The 16,267-nt window shown below is 47.0% G+C and carries 12 protein-coding genes and 1 riboswitch; all 12 genes read left to right on the forward strand.

The genetic code is table 11. From position 1 onward, the window contains the following. The first annotated feature begins 597 nt into the window (after nt 1–597). Nucleotides 598–1,602 (forward strand): ornithine carbamoyltransferase, encoded by a 1,005-nt coding sequence (locus REC12_RS25255; protein ID WP_308899023.1) that lies wholly within the window; start codon nt 598–600, stop codon nt 1,600–1,602. 2 nt (nt 1,603–1,604) lie between these two features. Next, nucleotides 1,605–2,555, forward strand: coding sequence for a carbamate kinase (gene arcC, locus REC12_RS25260; protein WP_308899024.1), 951 nt, complete (start codon nt 1,605–1,607; stop codon nt 2,553–2,555). Nucleotides 2,556–2,747: 192 nt separating this feature from the next. Continuing rightward, on the forward strand, nt 2,748–4,151 hold the full coding sequence (hydA, locus tag REC12_RS25265; protein WP_308899026.1) for a dihydropyrimidinase: 1,404 nt from the start codon (nt 2,748–2,750) through the stop codon (nt 4,149–4,151). Further along, entirely contained in the window at nt 4,144–6,699 is a 2,556-nt protein-coding gene (xdh, locus tag REC12_RS25270) for a selenium-dependent xanthine dehydrogenase (protein WP_308899028.1), read from the forward strand. Before hydA ends, xdh begins: the two co-directional genes overlap by 8 nt. Before the next feature lie 78 nt (nt 6,700–6,777). Then, nucleotides 6,778–7,641: a selenium cofactor biosynthesis protein YqeC gene (gene yqeC / locus REC12_RS25275; RefSeq protein WP_308899029.1), complete on the forward strand. Its 864-nt coding sequence runs from the start codon at nt 6,778–6,780 to the stop codon at nt 7,639–7,641. Continuing rightward, the gene (locus tag REC12_RS25280) at nt 7,623–8,300 is read left to right on the forward strand and encodes a nucleotidyltransferase family protein (RefSeq protein ID WP_308899031.1); all 678 of its coding nucleotides are present in this window, start codon (nt 7,623–7,625) and stop codon (nt 8,298–8,300) included. Before yqeC ends, REC12_RS25280 begins: the two co-directional genes overlap by 19 nt. A gap of 19 nt (nt 8,301–8,319) precedes the next feature. Continuing rightward, complete coding sequence (gene yqeB, locus REC12_RS25285) at nt 8,320–9,168, forward strand: selenium-dependent molybdenum cofactor biosynthesis protein YqeB (protein WP_308899033.1); 849 nt, start codon at nt 8,320–8,322, stop codon at nt 9,166–9,168. 109 nt (nt 9,169–9,277) lie between these two features. Beyond that, nucleotides 9,278–9,377: riboswitch (purine riboswitch) on the forward strand. Between the two features lie 295 nt (nt 9,378–9,672). Continuing rightward, nucleotides 9,673–9,888 carry a hypothetical protein gene (locus REC12_RS25290; RefSeq protein WP_308899034.1) on the forward strand — a complete coding sequence of 72 codons (216 nt, stop codon included), beginning with the start codon at nt 9,673–9,675 and terminating at the stop codon, nt 9,886–9,888. Between the two features lie 71 nt (nt 9,889–9,959). Continuing rightward, on the forward strand, nt 9,960–11,318 hold the full coding sequence (locus REC12_RS25295) for an NCS2 family permease (protein ID WP_308899035.1): 1,359 nt from the start codon (nt 9,960–9,962) through the stop codon (nt 11,316–11,318). A gap of 181 nt (nt 11,319–11,499) precedes the next feature. Next, nucleotides 11,500–12,831 (forward strand): 5'-deoxyadenosine deaminase, encoded by a 1,332-nt coding sequence (locus tag REC12_RS25300; RefSeq protein ID WP_308899036.1) that lies wholly within the window; start codon nt 11,500–11,502, stop codon nt 12,829–12,831. A 66-nt stretch (nt 12,832–12,897) separates the two neighbouring features. After that, nucleotides 12,898–14,628: an adenine deaminase gene (gene ade, locus REC12_RS25305; RefSeq protein WP_308899038.1), complete on the forward strand. Its 1,731-nt coding sequence runs from the start codon at nt 12,898–12,900 to the stop codon at nt 14,626–14,628. Nucleotides 14,629–14,877: 249 nt separating this feature from the next. Next, nucleotides 14,878–16,245, forward strand: a complete 1,368-nt coding sequence (locus REC12_RS25310; protein WP_308899039.1) for a sodium-dependent transporter — start codon at nt 14,878–14,880, stop codon at nt 16,243–16,245. Nucleotides 16,246–16,267 lie beyond the last annotated feature (22 nt).

Raw genomic sequence — 16,267 nt, forward strand, 5'->3', positions numbered from 1 at the left:
AGCGCCCGTGACCCCACATTTTAATGTTTCAAAACTAGATTATTGTCTCAAAATGAGATCGGAAGGTGAGAACCTAGTGTTAGACAATGTTCGAGAGAATTCGAGAGACCAGCTTCTCCTTAGGCTGAGTCTCAATTTGAGACTTAAACCTAAAGTCTAGAGGGAACTGTTTGGAAAAACAATAAAAAATGTGCCTCTTTAATTTGTTTCTGAAAAAATGAGGATTGGCATGATTTTTGCATTAATTTAGCAGCAAGCGATCATACTAAACTATGATAGGCCGTTATCTACAATCCAAGAGTAGCGAAAGGGGAATTTATTTTGCAAAAGTTCTGGAGTTAGCCAAGAAGTACGAACCTGAAATGAGCCGTTTCTTGCGGGACCTTATTGATGTTCCCCGCGAGAGCTGTAATTTCCAGCCTCTATGTCAAAAAAGTATGTTGATTTGATGCCCAGCGCAACGGAAAATTTAGTAAAGTTACCTTTAGCTGCGTCTAAGTTTAAAGATTAAACCTGTATTGTTCTTTAAACATATTGAAGTGAAAAAGTTTAACCCCATATTAATATAACAAAATTAAATATTAGGAGGAACGTTCAATGCAAACAGTATTTAGAGGAAGACATTTTATCAACCTGGAGGATTTTACAAAAGAAGAAATCGACACCATGCTCGAAGTTTCGCTGGAGCTCAAAAGAAAATTTGCCATGGGTGAAGATACTCCTTACCTCAATAACAAAACCGGCTTTTTGATGTTCTTTGAACAATCCACTCGGACCAGAAACTCCATGGAAGCCGGGATGGCTCAATTAGGCGGCCATGCAGGCTATTTGGATTCCAGCACCATGCAAGTTTCCCACGGTGAAACAGCTAAAGATACAGCTATCATTCTCTCCCGTTTTGGACACATGATTGCTTGCCGTTATTGCAACTGGGGCAGAGGAAATGCTTACCTCAATGAGATGGCCCGTTGGTCTGCAGCCCCTATTATGAATCTGCAGTGTGACCTTTATCACCCATTCCAAGGTTTGGCGGATTTAATGACTATACAAGAAAAGCTTCCTGACCTGCGCCGTAAAAAGATCTCCATCATCTGGGCTTATGCGGAAAGTCATAAAAAACCGATCTCTGTGCCGGTTACCCAGGTTCTGCTCTTCCCTCGTTATGGCATGGATGTTTGGTTGGCTCATCCCAAAGGCTGGGAGCTTCCGGATTGGGTTATTGAGCAAGCCAGAGCAAACGCTGAGAAGCATGGCGGAACGTTGACTGTGACCAACGACGAGGCTGCAGCTTATAAAGATGCGGATATCGTTATTCCGAAGAACTGGGGCAACTGGGTCAATGACCAAACAGGAGCTACTGAAGTAGGTGCCAGCAAAGTTATTAACGATGCTTTGATTGCCAATAAGAGCTGGAAATGCACAGAAGCTAAAATGGCGACTGCCAGCAAGGATGTTATGTATATGCACGCTCTGCCTGCTGACCGCAACAACGAAGTTGAAGATTCGGTTATTGACGGACCACATTCTATCGTCTACGATGAGGCTGAAAACCGTTTGCATACCGCTAAAGCAGTCATGACCCTGTTGGTAGGTGGAAAATAATCGTGAGTACACTAGCTGTTGTTGCTATCGGTGGAAATTCTCTGATTCGAGATAAAGCGCATGAGTCTGTTGAGGACCAATATCAAGCTGTTTGTGAAACCGCGAAACATATTGTCGGTATGATCGAGCAAGGGTATGAGGTGATCATTACCCATGGTAACGGCCCCCAAGTTGGGTTTATTCTCAGAAGATCTGAGATTGCCATGGATGTCGCCGCGATGCATCAAGTACCTTTGGTCAGCTGTGGAGCGGACACGCAAGGAGCTATTGGCTATCAAGTTCAACAGGCCATGGATAATGAGTTTAAGAAAAGAGGCATGGCCAAATCTGCAGTAACGATTGTAACTCAAGTTGTTGTTTCCGCAGATGATCCCGCTTTTCAAAAACCTGCCAAACCGATTGGTTCCTTCTATTCTAAAGAGCAGGCGGAGCTTATCCAAAAAGCGAACCCTTCATGGGTGATGGTGGAAGACGCAGGTAGAGGATATCGGCGAGTTGTGCCGTCTCCTCTGCCCCAGGAAATTGTTGAAAAAGACGTTATCAATCAACTGGCGCGCTCCGGCTATTGTGTTATAAGCGTTGGCGGCGGCGGAATCCCTGTCATGAAACGAGAGGACAATTCTTTGCAGGGCGTTGATGCCGTGATCGACAAAGATTTTGCTTCAAGTCTTTTGGCCTCGGATATCAAAGCAGATCTATTAATCATTTCGACCGGAGTTCCGACGGTTTATCTCAATTATGGTAAACCTGACGAAAAGGCTTTAGATAGAGTATCCTTAGCGGAATTGAAACAATATATGGCTGAGAATCACTTTGCTCCGGGGAGCATGCTGCCAAAAGTTCAGGCTGTGATTAAATTCCTCGAAAATGGTGGCAAGGAAGCAATTATCACGAACCCTGAATCTCTGGAAGATGCCATCGCCGGGAAGACTGGAACTCATGTCTATCGCTAAATGTTGTTTTGTAACAAGCCTGGAACATTCAGATTAAAATAACGCAGAGTGCTTTCTCAGGAAAGCACTCTGCCTCAAACTTATGAATTGTCGGAACATCTCAAATAGTAATTCAGCGAGCAATTTTCAAATCTAAGGCTAAGGTTCACAAGGAACCACTGGGATAAAATAAGCCTTAAGGAGAAATTAGTTATGGGTATAGTGTTAAGGGGCGGAACTGTTGTAACGGCCGCCGACGTATATCAAGCAGACGTCCGTATTGAAGGCGAGAGAATTGTGGCCCTTGGTCATGAGATCAAGCAACCTGACGACCAGGTAATAAATGTGGACGGCTGTTTTTTATTTCCAGGTGGAATTGATCCTCATACCCACTTTGACCTGCCAACGGGAGATATCTCTACTTCGGACGATTTTTATTCGGGAACAAGAGCCGCCTTGTTGGGAGGAACAACAACCATTTTAGATTACGCCACTCAGTTCAAGGGAGAAAGTCTTAAAATAGGTTTGGCAAACTGGCATAAAAAAGCCCAAGGAAAATGTTATGTCGATTATGGTTTTCATATGGCCATTACGGATTGGAACGATCTGGTTGCTCAGGAAATGACAGCACTGGTTCAGCGGGAAGGTGTGTCTTCTTTTAAAGTTTATATGGCTTACAAGAATGTTTTGCAAATGGACGACGGTGCGCTTTTGCAGGCCCTGCGCCAGGCTGGGGAGTGTGGCGGGCTGGTTTGCGTTCATTGCGAAAATGGAGATGTCGTCTACGATTTAGTTCAAAAGGCCCGGCAGGAAAGAAAAACTGCTCCCCAATACCATCCGTTGACTCGGCCGCCTGAAGTAGAGGCTGAGGCAACCGCACGTGTAATTACTCTCGCTCACATAGCCGGAGCACCTGTTTATATTGTTCATCTTACCTGCAATGGAGCCCTTCAGGCAGTAATCGAAGCTAAACTCCGAGGATATGAAGTTTACGCGGAAACCTGTCCTCAGTATTTGTTGTTGGATGATAGCTATTACTGCGCGGAAGGATTTAATGGTGCTAAGTACGTTATATCTCCGCCTTTACGTCCGGTTTACAATCAAGCTCTTCTTTGGTCCGGACTGAAAACGGGGATTTTAGAAACGGTCGCCACAGACCATTGTGCGTTTAATTATAAAGGACAAAAAGACTTAGGTCTGGAAGATTTCAGTAAAATCCCCAACGGTGCACCCGGTGTGGAAACTCGTATGGGGTTATTGTATACCTATGGCGTTCAGACAGGCAAATTAAGTCTTAACGAGTTTGTCGCCTTAACTTCCACGAATGCGGCAAAGTTATTCGGCTTATTTCCACGCAAGGGGACAATTGCGCCGGGCAGTGATGCGGACCTCGTGGTTTGGGACCCGCGCGTATCTTCCGTGATCACTGCTGAAACCTTGCACCAGCAGGCCGACTATACTCCTTTTGAGGGCTTTAAGCAGCAAGGACAAGCGGTACGGATCTTTTTGCGTGGGAATCAGGTATGTCAGGACGGTAAGCTTATTCAAGAACTACCGACGGGAAGCTATTTGTTCCGAAAACCATTTCTGCGGAGAAAGGGTGACAAGAGTGTTTAAGATCAACGTGAATGGAACAGAGTATTCCGTCCAAGAGGACATGAATCTTATGGACTATTTGCGGGATGTCTTGCATGTGACATCCCTGAAAAACGGCTGCGGAGAAGGGATTTGCGGTGCTTGCACTGTTCTTGTCGATGATAAGAAACTGCGGGCTTGTACTCAGACTTTAGCCAAAGTTTCCGGTAAAAACGTCTTAACTGTTGATGGCTTGACAGACCGTGAGAAAGAAGCTTATGCCTGGGCCTTCGCGGAAGCCGGCGCCGTACAATGCGGTTTTTGTATTCCGGGCATGGTTATCAGCGCCAAAGCTTTAATTGATAAGTCCCCTAACCCGACCTCCAAAGAGATCAAAGAGGCGATTCGGGGGAATATTTGCCGTTGTACAGGATATGTCAAAATTGAGCAAGGGATCATGCTCGCTGCGAAGGTATTGCGCGGTGAACTTCAGCCGAATTCCACAGCTCTTTCCGGGGCTGGAGTGGGGGCCAGTATTCAGCGCCTGGATGCCCGGGAAAAGATTCTCGGTACCGGTCAATACGTGGATGACATGTTCGTCGCCAATATGCTCCATGCCGCCGTATTGCGTACAAGTTATCCCCGGGCTGTAGTTAAAGGAATTGACACTTCGGCGGCTCGCGCTTATCCTGGTGTGGAAGCAGTGCTGACAGCGGAAGATATTCCCGGTGTTAATGAACACGGGCATATTTTTCACGATTGGCCAACTCTGATCGCCGTTGGACAAGAAACCCGCTATATCGGAGATGCTATTGCTTTAGTGGCCGCCCGGACTAAAAAGCAGGCGCGCGAAGCTTTGGCTTTAATTAAGGTGGACTATGAAGAACTCGAACCTGTTCTTAGCCCGACGGAGGCTTTGGCGGACAATGCTCCGAAAATACACGCCAAAGGAAATCTTTTAAGCACGACGATCATTAAACGGGGGAATACCGAAGAAGCCTTAGCCCAATCTGCTCATGTGGTCACCCAGCGCTATTCCACCCCTCCGACGGAACATGCCTTTATGGAACCGGAAAGTGCCTTGGCGATTCCTCAGGGGGACGGAGGAATTGTTGTTTATGTCGGGGATCAGAGTGTTTATGATGACCAGCATGGAATCATGGGGATTCTTGGATTGCCGGCGGAAAAGGTTCGGATTATCAGCAAACTGGTAGGTGGCGGCTTTGGCGGCAAAGAGGATTTGAGTGTTCAGCACCATGCCGCGTTGCTGGCAGTAAAGACTCAGAAGCCTGTAAAACTCACTCTTTCCCGCAAAGAAAGTCTGCTCGTCCATCCTAAACGTCATGCTATGGAATTAGAAGTGACTACCGGCTGTGATGCCGAAGGAAAACTGACTGCTATGGTTGCGAAGATCGTGGCAGACACCGGAGCTTATGCCTCCTTGGGTACGGCCGTTTTGCAGCGGGCCTGCACTCATGTCGGCGGTCCTTATCAAATTTTAAATGTCGATATTACCGGGCTTTGTGTTTATACGAATAATCCGCCGGCCGGCGCGTTCCGGGGCTTTGGCGTTCCTCAGGCAGCCTTTGCCTCAGAAACAAATCTTGATCTTCTGGCTGAGAAGGTGGGAATCTCTCCCTGGGAAATACGTTACCGCAACGCTCTGGAACCGGGAATGGTTAATCCTACGGGTCAAATCACGGATGAAGGAACAGCCATCAAAGAAACCTTGCTTGCCGTTCGTGAGGTCTACGAGTCTCATCCTCACGTGGGAATTGCCAGTGTCATGAAAAATACCGGGATAGGTGTTGGTTTGCCGGATACCGGACGGGTTAAGCTGAAAATTGTCAACGGCAAAGTACTGGTGCTGACAAGTGCCGCCTGTATTGGACAAGGTCTGGCAACGATAGCAACTCAAATTGTCAATGAGGCCACGGGGTTGCCTCTGGAGTGCATTGATTATGGGGCCCCGGATACTTTCTTAACTCCGGATTCAGGGACAACCACAGCGTCGCGTCAAACTCTCTTTACTGGTGAGGCAGTGCGCCAAGCGGCTCTAAAGCTTCAGCAGGCCTTATATAAATCCTCCTTGGAAGGGTTGGAAGGTATGGAGTTTTATGGAGAATACTCGGGTAAGACAGATCCCATTAATTCGGATAAGCCCAATCCGGTCAGCCATGTGGCCTACAGTTATGCAACTCAAGTAGTGGTTCTCAATGAGCAGGGCCTGGTGGAAAAGGTTGTTGCGGCTCATGATGTCGGCCGGGCTATCAATCTCAAGCTTGTTGAGGGGCAAATCGAGGGCGGAGTCGTTATGGGCTTAGGTTATGCACTGCGGGAGGATTTTCCGCTCCAGAAAGGTGTACCGACCGCGAAGTTCGGGACCTTGGGTTTATTAAGAGCGACAGATGTTCCGGAAATCGAATCCATCATCATTGAAAAGAACTCTTCTCCTTTAGCTTACGGGGCCAAAGGAATTGGTGAAATTTCCTCCATTCCGACAGCTCCCGCCGTTGCTTTGGCTTATTATAAATTGGACGGCAAACTGCGCTGTTCACTGCCCTTGCCTGAAACCCCTTATAAGAAATAACCCCTTAATAACCTTTGTCTATTATTTTGAAAAAAAGCATTACTATATTAATAGGTGTGGAAGAAGTGGGTTGGAGTTATGAATGAGGGATCTCGGAAATTAGCTTGTGGCAGCTTGTGGGAAATGACAAACCGGGCACGAGTTATCACTTTGATTGGGGCAGGTGGGAAAACCACTTGCCTTCAAAGATTAACGCGGGAAATAAGTGCTTCTGGTTACCCAGTGACTGCTACGACGACGACCAAGGTTTATCCTGAAGTGCATATACCGGCTTGGCATCATGGTCAGCCGCCTTCCTCTGAGCATCCCGGAGCTTATTTTTGGTATTCGGAGTTGGAGGAGAGAAGCGGAAAATGGCTGGGTTTTTCACCGGAGATCGTCGATGAGGCAATTCAAGAGGATTATCAACAATCCGCTCTTGAAGGAGAGGCATTCCGGCATTGGGTTATTGAGGGAGACGGAGCACGGGAGCACCGGTTAAAATGTTGGGCGGAGCACGAACCTCAAATTCCCCGGCGTTCTGATTGCGGGGTTTTGGTTCTCGCCGGCAGTTTGTGGGGACAGGTTCTAAAAGCCGAGGATGTTCATCGGGCCGAGCGCTGTACGGATTTGCTGGATCTCCCTTGGACCGAGGAAAGTGTTTGGCGTTATTTGCTGAGATCCCCTGTATTTTGGCCGCAGTATGGGGGGATATCCTGGGTTATTCTTCTCAATTTCCATGGAGTAAACATTGTGCCCCCCAGTGTCCTTCCCGAAGCCTCGGAGGGAGCGGTTTTACATAATTTTTCTGCTCTAAATGCCAAAGACTTATTGGAAGCTTTAAGCTCCAGATGGCTTAAACTGCAAGAGCAGGGTTTAGACTTGGAGAAGAGACCGAGGAGATTGCGCTTGGCCTTGGGCGATGCAAAGGAGGGAACGCTGACATGGTTCGATTTGTGGTGATGGCTGCCGGACAAGCAACCCGGATGGGGCGGGATAAACTGGCTTTAGCTTGCGGACAGACAACCGTACTTGGCCATGTCCTCCAAACAGTCTTAGACGGCCTTGAACTCCAGAAAAAATTACTGCGGGAATTTGCCGGTTTTTCGGAACCAACAATGGAGATATTGGTGGTTGCCCGGCGCCCGCCGGAGGAATATTTGAGCGGAAAAACCTTGACCAGATTTCGAGAACTTGGCGGGATTTGGCTTCAGGTGCCCTGTGCCATACCTCTTGCAGAAACCCTTCGCTTAGGTTTAAGCAATTTAAAGGAAGAGATTCAGACCGTCGGTTTTCTTCCCGGTGATCAGGTGGGAGTTACGGCTCAGGGCTTAGCGGGTTGTTTTACTCAAGTGCTGAAGCAGTCTCCGGATTTCCTGGTGCCGGTTTCCGGAGGCTTAGTTGGGTCACCGGTGTTTTTTCATCGGCGCTATGTTGAGGAACTGCGTGACCTGCAGGGAGAACAAGGGGGTAAGAGCGTTTTATATCGTTATCCCGGGCTCTGGACTAAGTACACTGTAGAGGAAGGCTTTTTGCAGGATGTCGATACCCCTGAGGAGTATAGGCTGTGGACAGAACAAAGTAGGGAAAGGCATCCTGATCAAGTCAGCTTTACGGATTGAGATAAGGAGAAACGTGAAGATGAATAAGAAACTTGAGATGATCGGACCGCTTGTTCTGGTTCGCGGAGCGGGGGAACAGGCTTCAGGTGTCGGATGGGCTTTAGCCAAAGCAGGATTTCGCGTCCTGATGACAGAGGTGGCTAATCCTCTGATGGTGCGCTGGCCGGTTTGCTTTGGTACAGCCGTTGTTAAGGGTACGTGGCAAGTGGAGGAGATTTCCTCGCGGCTTGTGACAAAACCCGGCGCTTGGGCAGCCGCCTGGCAGGAGGGAATAATTCCGATCCTGATAGATCCTAATTTAGATTGTTTGTCCGAGCTTAAACCGACCTTTCTGGTGGATGCCATTTTAGCTAAACGCAATTTAGGGACACGACGGGATATGGCTGTGAGAACAATTGGCTTGGGTCCTGGCTTTACCGCGGGAGAAAATGTCGATCTTGTTGTGGAAACAAATCGAGGGCACCATCTGGCCCGTTTAATCTATAGTGGACCGGCGGAGCCCAATACAGGGATTCCGGGGGAAATTGGCGGCTTTGCTAAGGAGCGCGTAATTTATACTCCCAAGGCGGGAGTTTTCCGGGCCATGCGCAGTATTGGGGAACAGGTTGAAAAAGGGGATTGTGTAGGTGTTATCGACGACGACGGCGGGAGTACAAAGGTACTGGCTACACTTCATGGTGTTCTTAGGGGATTATTGCTGAATAACACGCCGGTTGGAGCTGCGGTCAAGCTTGGGGATATTGATCCGCGGGGGAAAAAGGAGTATTGCTTCACGATTTCCGAGAAAGCTCGGGCTATCGGAGGGGCAGTACTGCTGAGCATCATGGAAAGCGGCTTATTGAGTCCGTTAAGCCTCAAAACAACCTAAGTGAGAAGACAAAAATGTAATAAATTGGAATAAAAATATGTTGTGTTTCTTGAGATCTCAGGTAGGAGTTTAAGAAGATATAGCGAATATAAAATATAGTAAGAAAACAATGAATAGTGATGATTTAACTCATATAACCTTGATGATTGGATCGAGGGTTTCTACGAGGCAACCGTAATTGCTTCTCTATGAGCCAGTATTGGCTTATGGGGAAGTTTTTTTATGGTTGCTTTTTGCATTGAAGCCGAATTAATTTCCTAGGAGAATCAAAGGGATCTTTTGGCTAAGGAGCCAGGGTTTATCTTCGTTAGGCTGCGCACCAATGTTAGAGTGGGAAGTATTACAGCAGCTGGACAAGTGCTGACGAGCAGTGTACCCTTAGAGGAGTGTTTAGCTAAAGTTTCCCCATATTTTCAGGGCAAGGAGGGAATCCTATGAAAAAGCGCGATATCGGCATAATCAATAACCCGGCTTTTTCAAGTTACTTGATTCCCACGGCACTTGATGTGCCTAAATATAGAAGCATATTTCATCGAAGAAGAGGAGGACAGCGGCCCTTATGGCGCCAAGGGCCTCGGTGAGCCTGCTATGCTTCCGACGGTTACCGCCGTGGTCAACGCCATTGATGATGCTGTGGGAGTAAGAATCACATCATTGCCAGCGACACTGGAAAAAATACTTCAAGCGCTGACGGAAAAAAAGGAGGGTGGGGTAAACTAGGATAACTTTGGACTATAACTTGTGGGCAATTGAAGCAAGTTGCATGAGACATCGAATAAGGAGGGCTTTTCATGTCAGACATGTCAAAAAATTCTCATCCCCCGGTAAGTCGTGGCTTTTTAGACAGTTTTTTTCATCTCTCCGAGTTGGGTACGAGCACACGTACTGAAGTTCTGGCCGGAATAACCACATTTGTTACCATGGCTTATATCCTATTTGTTAATCCAAATATTTTAAAAGATGCCGGAATGCCAATCAGTGCAACTTTTGCCGCAACTGCAATCGCTGCCGCAGTCGCGACTCTGATTATGGGCTTGTACGCCAATTATCCGATCGCTATGGCGCCCGGCATGGGTCTTAACGCCTTCTTCACCTATTCCGTGGTTATTGGTATGAAACTTCCTTGGGAAACGGCGCTTGGCGCAGTGTTTATCTCAGGGCTCGTCTTCTTTTTGCTGACGGTGACTAAAGTACGGGAATGGATTATGGAAGGTGTGCCTGAAGTTTTGCGGCTCTCGATCGGAGTGGGGATTGGGCTGTTTATCGCTTTCATCGGACTTCAGGATGGGAAAATAGTTATTGCCAATCCGGATACGCTGGTCAGCCTGGGTAATATGAAGTCCCCGAGCGTTTTGGTTACGGTTTTCGGATTAATTGTTACCGGATTTTTTATGGCCAGAAAGGTCAAAGGCGGTTTACTCATTGGCATATTTATTACAACGCTTTTCAGTATGCTGATGGGGTATTCTCCTTTGCCGACAGGTATTTCCAGTATTATAAACTTTTCCAATCCTTTTGCGGCAATCAAACCAGTTGCGTTCCATCTCAATATAGGAGCAGCTTTTGATTATGGGCTGGTTTCGATTCTCTTTGCCTTCACCTTTGTGGATTTGTTTGATAATATCGGAACTTTGCTGGGTGTTTCACGGAAAGCCGGACTGCTTGATAAAAAAGGGAACCTTCCCCGCGCCGGAAAAGCTCTGATGGCGGATTCCATAGGGACGATGTTCGGGGCCTGTATGGGGACTCCAACAGTAACTTCTTATATTGAGAGTGCGGCGGGTGTGCTTGAAGGCGGAAAGAGTGGTTTAACGGCAGTTATCGTGGCACTGCTTTTCGTAGTAGCACTTATTTTCTCTCCTCTGATTGGCTTAATTCCCGGTACCGCGACCGCTCCGGTTCTCATTTTGGTTGGTGTCTTAATGATGAGTGAAGTGGTTAAGATTAAATTTGATGATTTTACAGATGCTTTTCCGGCTTTTATGACGATTGTTATGATGCCGTTGACGTATTCAATTGCTCAAGGTTTAGCTTTTGGTTTTATGTCTTATACAATTATTAAATTGATTACCGGAAGGCATAAAGAAAATAACGCCGTAACTTATATTTTGACAATCCTCTTTATTTTGCACTTTGTCCTGGGTTCATAATTGCCATAGGTTAATAATTTTTACGGGTTTGTAATTAGCTTGTGCTTATAATCAGCCGGGGCGTATGACCGGTTATACTGGAGAGATGCATCCCATCTCTCCAGTCTTAACTACGATTTTCCGGGCTTTGATTCCAAATGGTTAAAAGCCCTTCGCAAGAAGGGGAAGGGTGGGATTAGGAATGAGAATTCTATTTAAGAATGCAAAAATTGTAACGATGAATGCGGGACGGGAGATTATTGACGGTGATTTGCTCGTTGATGGTTCCCGGATTGCAGCAATTGAAAAGGCGATAGAGCAGCCTGCAGACCAAGTAGTTGATCTGCACGGCGATTTGATCATTCCTGGCTTGATCCAAACCCACATTCATCTTTGTCAGACATTGTTTCGCGGTCAAGCCGATGATCTGGAACTCCTGGACTGGCTTAAGCTTAAAATCTGGCCTTTAGAAGGCGGGCATGACCCGGAATCTTTGTATGATTCTGCTTTACTGGGAATCGGAGAACTTTTTTTAGGCGGAACGACAACGATTGTGGATATGGAAACGGTTCATCATACGGAACACGCTTTTGAGGCAATCCTGTCCAGTGGTCTGAGGGCCTTGTCAGGGAAATGCATGATGGATGATCCTGACGGCGATCTTCCCTCATCGCTGCAAGAGACGACGGAGGATTCTCTGCAAGAAAGCGTGAATTTATTTGAGAAATTTAACGGGCAGGGAAATGGGCGTCTTGAGGTCGCTTTTACGCCTCGTTTTGTCATTTCCTGCACCGATACCTTATTAAAAGAGGTCTCCCGGCTTGCTCGGGAAAAGCAAGCTTTTGTGCACACTCATGCCTCGGAAAACCGCGGGGAAATCCAAGTGGTGGAGAGCACCCGGGGCATGCGCAATATTGTTTATCTGGAGAAAGTCGGCTTAACAGGTTCTAAACTGATTCTGGCTCACTGTATTTGGCTGGATGAAGCCGAAAAGGATATTTTGGTGCGGAGCAAAACTCGGATTTCCCACTGCCCGTCTTCCAATATGAAACTGGCCTCGGGAATTGCCCCAATTCCTGAGCTTCTGCAAAGGGGAGCGGAGATTTCCCTTAGCTCTGACGGAGCTCCTTGCAGTAATAATTTAGACGCTTTCCGAGAAATGCGCCATGCTGCTCTTATGCAGAAACCCTTGCATGGGCCAACTGTAATGCCGGCCCAGAAGGTTTTTGAGCTGGCAACTCTGGGAGGGGCACGTGCCTTGGGTCGGGAAAAAGATTTAGGGAGTTTGGAAGTTGGCAAGAAAGCGGATTTAGCGGTCGTGAGCCTCCAGGGATTGCACACTTGGCCCCTTGAGCATGTCGATGTTTACTCTCAGCTTGTTTATCAAGCCTACTCTTCGGATGTGCGGCTCACCATGGTCGATGGACAAATTGTGATGAAAGACAGGGAGCTTCTGACAATTGATGTTCCTCAGCTTAAGAAACGTTCGGCTCAAAGTTTGAACCGGGTGATGGCTAGAGTGGGACTGGTGTGAGGCAGCTTCGGCATAGAGGATGTTTTACAAGCGTTTTTCTGTGTTTCCCGGAAAGGAGTTATTGTTATGTCGAGCTTTAAAGAAAGAATGGATGAGTCTCGAGGATTGGTAAAAATTGACTTGGTTTTAAAGAATGCCAGGTTAGTCAATGTTTTTTCCGGGGAAATTCATGAAACAGACATTGGAATTCATCAGGGAGTGTTTGTAGGTTTAGGGACATACAATAAGGCTGAGCGAATCTTGGATTTGGCCGGAAGTTATGTTGTCCCGGGATTGCTTGACGGACATGTCCATATCGAAAGCTCACTTCTTTGTCCCGAAGAGTTTTGCTCGCTTCTTCTTTCTCACGGTGTCACGACGGCTGTCGTCGATCCTCATGAAATAGCCAATGTTTTGGGGGCCAAAGGAATTCGCTATATCTTGAATAGTGTGGAAAGTTTGCCCTTTAATACCTTTGTTGCCCTTCCTTCCTGTGTTCCGGCAACAGAGTTGGAGACTTCGGGGGCCCGCCTGGGGGCGGAAGATCTCAGAGAATTTTTGAGTCAGCCAAGAGTAATCGGACTCGGGGAGGTCATGGATTATCCTGGAGTATTGCAGGCCAAAGCGGACCTGGTGCATAAACTGGAACTTCCCGTGAACTTTAGGGATGGCCATGCCCCGGGAATATCTCCTCAGGACCTTAACGCTTATTATCGGGCAGGGATTCATACGGATCATGAATGTTCCACCCTGGAAGAAGTTCGAGAGCGATTGCGGCGGGGTTTTTACGTCATGCTGCGCGAAGGAAGTGCCGCTAAAAACCTGCGGGATCTCTTGCCAGCTGTCACTCCCGAGAATGCGGGACAATGCTTGTTAGTGACAGATGATCGCCATCCCAGGGATTTGCTTCAGGAAGGTTCTATCGACCATTTGGTTCGCCTGGCCATTCAAGGCGGAGTAAACCCAGTCAGGGCGATCCAAATGGCCACTATTAATACTGCCCGGGCTATCGGGCTTCCTCACCTCGGTGCGGTGGCACCGGGTTATCAGGCTGATTTTGTGATTCTGAAAGATCTCAACTCTTTTGAAATAGAGGAAGTTTTCTGGTGTGGAAAAAGTCAATATCGTCGTGGAAAAGAACGTCCTCGCTTCTCTAAATTCTCCACGGCGGGATTGACAAATAGTGTACACCTCGGGAACAGTCTAAGTGATAGTTTGAGTGCCCCGGCAGCATCTCTCAATGGTTCAAGCTCGGCACGTGTACGCGTGATCGGAGTTCAGGAGCATTCCTTAACGACCCTGGAACTGATTCGGGAATTGCCTGTGAAGGATGGGCAACTTCGCGCTGATCCGGCACAAAGAATTGCCAAAATAGCCGTTCTCGAACGGCATCATGGCTCGGGGAACGTTGGCATTGGCTTTGTCCAAGGTTTAGGCTTGGCAGAAGGAGCGATTGCCTCGACCGTTGCTCATGATTCCCACAATCTCGTGGTCGTGGGAATGAGTGACGAAGAGATGAACCTGGCTATCCGAACCTGTGCGGATATGGGAGGGGGGCTCTGTTTGGTCAGAGGAAGTCAGGTGATTGGCAAACTTCCCTTACCGATTGCGGGCCTGATGTCGGATCAAGATGCTGATGCCGTCGCCCAAAGTTTGTCTGAGCTTCATGAACAGGCAGGCAGTCTAGGGGTCAGCGCCAATATTGATCCTTTTATGACCTTAGCCTTTCTTTCCTTGCCGGTAATCCCTGAACTGAAACTGACGGATTTAGGATTAGTAAATGTGGAGCAATTTCAATTGACGAGTCTTTTGATATAGTCTTTTCTAGGTAGACCTATGTTTTCCCAACTATTTTTTAAAGCTTTGGTGGGGAATGAAAAGGAAAAAGTATGTTGGCTCGGAATATCTTTAATCTTCAGATGATATTGCGGGCTAACATACTTTTTGGCTAAATTTTGACAGAATCAATTTATAACCTTCCCTTAGGAATTGTCTGTAGTATATTAGAAGGAATTAGCGTATAATATGTCGAATGAACAAAATTTGAGAAAGAATGGAGGGTGAGGTTTGAAACAAGAGTCACATGTAAAGCGGGAAGGTTTTTCAAGCAGCATTGGCGTTATTGCTGCAGTATTAGGTTCTGCTGTTGGCTTGGGAAACATATGGAAATTTCCTTATGTTACGGGAGCTAATGGTGGGGCGGCATTTATCTTAGTTTATTTACTTTGTTTAGCCTTAGTTGGACTGCCGGTTATGTTGTCAGAACATCTGATTGGGCGCAATACCAAGTCCAACGCCGTCGGCGCTTTTAAAAAGATTGAGCCCCGACGACCATGGTTTCTGGTAGGTGGAGCAGGAGTCTTGAGCGCCTTTTTAATTATGGCCTTTTACACATGTGTGGCCGGCTGGGTTTACGCCTACATTTTTAAATCGGCGAGTGGGGTTCTTTTGACTAATAAACCTCAAGAAACGACTCAAGTCTTTAATTCCTTAGTCTCAGGTGTGGGTGAGCCGCTTTTCTGGCAAGTGGTCGTGCTGCTCCTGACGGGGGCAATTATTATGGCAGGAGTCACAAAGGGGATTGAAAGGGTAACGAAAGTTTTAATGCCCTTACTTTTTATCCTGCTTATCGTCATTGATGTCCGGTCTTTGAGTTTGCCTGGAGCGGCTGCCGGGCTGTCTTTCTTATTTAAACCTGACTTCTCTAAGATCACCGTCAGTGCCGTACTGGCAGCGTTGGGTTTGGCATTTTTCAAATTGAGTGTTGGTATGGGTGCTATGATTACTTATGGCAGTTACGTTGATAAATCCGAGAACTTGCCTAAAATGGCAGTAAAAGTTGCCCTTTCCGACACTTTGGTTTCACTGATGGCGGGTATTGCTATTTTTCCGGCAGTATTTGCCTTTGGCTTTAAGCCGGATGCGGGCCCCAAGCTTTTGTTTATTATCATTCCTACAGTATTCAATTCCATGCCTTTGGGCAGAATCTTTATGGTCTTATTCTTTATTCTCACTGCAATCGCCGCCACCGGGGCAATGTTGTCGCTATTGGAAGTTCCAATCGCCTACTTAACGGAGCAATATCAGTGGTCAAGAAGAAACGCGACATTGCTTACGATTTTGGGAATTGGTTTGATTGGCTCAACCGCTACTTTATCAAACAGCATTTTATCTAAGGTGTTAATTTTCGGCAAAACGTTTTTTGACTTTTATGATTTCGCCACATCGAATGTTCTGCTCCCATTAGGAGGAATCTTCATTGCCTTATTTGTGGGCTGGCAGTGGGGTTATGCCAATGTTAAGCGAGAGATGACCAATGAGGGACAATTGGCAAACGAAGGACTGTTTCAAGTCTATAGGGTTTTGGTAAGGTATTTAGTTCCTATTGCGGTTGCCATTGTACTTCTCGCCGGGTTGAATGTCATTCATTTTTAGAAGTCTTTCTTCTCGCAGAGTT

It is taken from the genome of Candidatus Desulfosporosinus nitrosoreducens, assembly GCF_030954495.1.
In the GTDB taxonomy this organism is placed as follows: Bacteria; Bacillota; Desulfitobacteriia; order Desulfitobacteriales; family Desulfitobacteriaceae; genus Desulfosporosinus; species Desulfosporosinus nitrosoreducens.

Bases quoted from the DNA above. Each gene is read 5' to 3' on its own strand.
- hydA (WP_308899026.1), top strand. From the start codon at position 2,748: ATGGGTATAGTGTTAAGGGGCGGAACTGTTGTAACGGCCGCCGACGTA.
- REC12_RS25255 (WP_308899023.1), top strand. From the start codon at position 598: ATGCAAACAGTATTTAGAGGAAGACATTTTATCAACCTGGAGGATTTT.
- REC12_RS25280 (WP_308899031.1), top strand. From the start codon at position 7,623: ATGGTTCGATTTGTGGTGATGGCTGCCGGACAAGCAACCCGGATGGGG.
- REC12_RS25300 (WP_308899036.1), top strand. From the start codon at position 11,500: ATGAGAATTCTATTTAAGAATGCAAAAATTGTAACGATGAATGCGGGA.
- yqeC (WP_308899029.1), top strand. From the start codon at position 6,778: ATGAATGAGGGATCTCGGAAATTAGCTTGTGGCAGCTTGTGGGAAATG.
- REC12_RS25295 (WP_308899035.1), top strand. From the start codon at position 9,960: ATGTCAGACATGTCAAAAAATTCTCATCCCCCGGTAAGTCGTGGCTTT.
- yqeB (WP_308899033.1), top strand. From the start codon at position 8,320: ATGAATAAGAAACTTGAGATGATCGGACCGCTTGTTCTGGTTCGCGGA.
- ade (WP_308899038.1), top strand. From the start codon at position 12,898: ATGTCGAGCTTTAAAGAAAGAATGGATGAGTCTCGAGGATTGGTAAAA.
- REC12_RS25290 (WP_308899034.1), top strand. From the start codon at position 9,673: ATGTGCCTAAATATAGAAGCATATTTCATCGAAGAAGAGGAGGACAGC.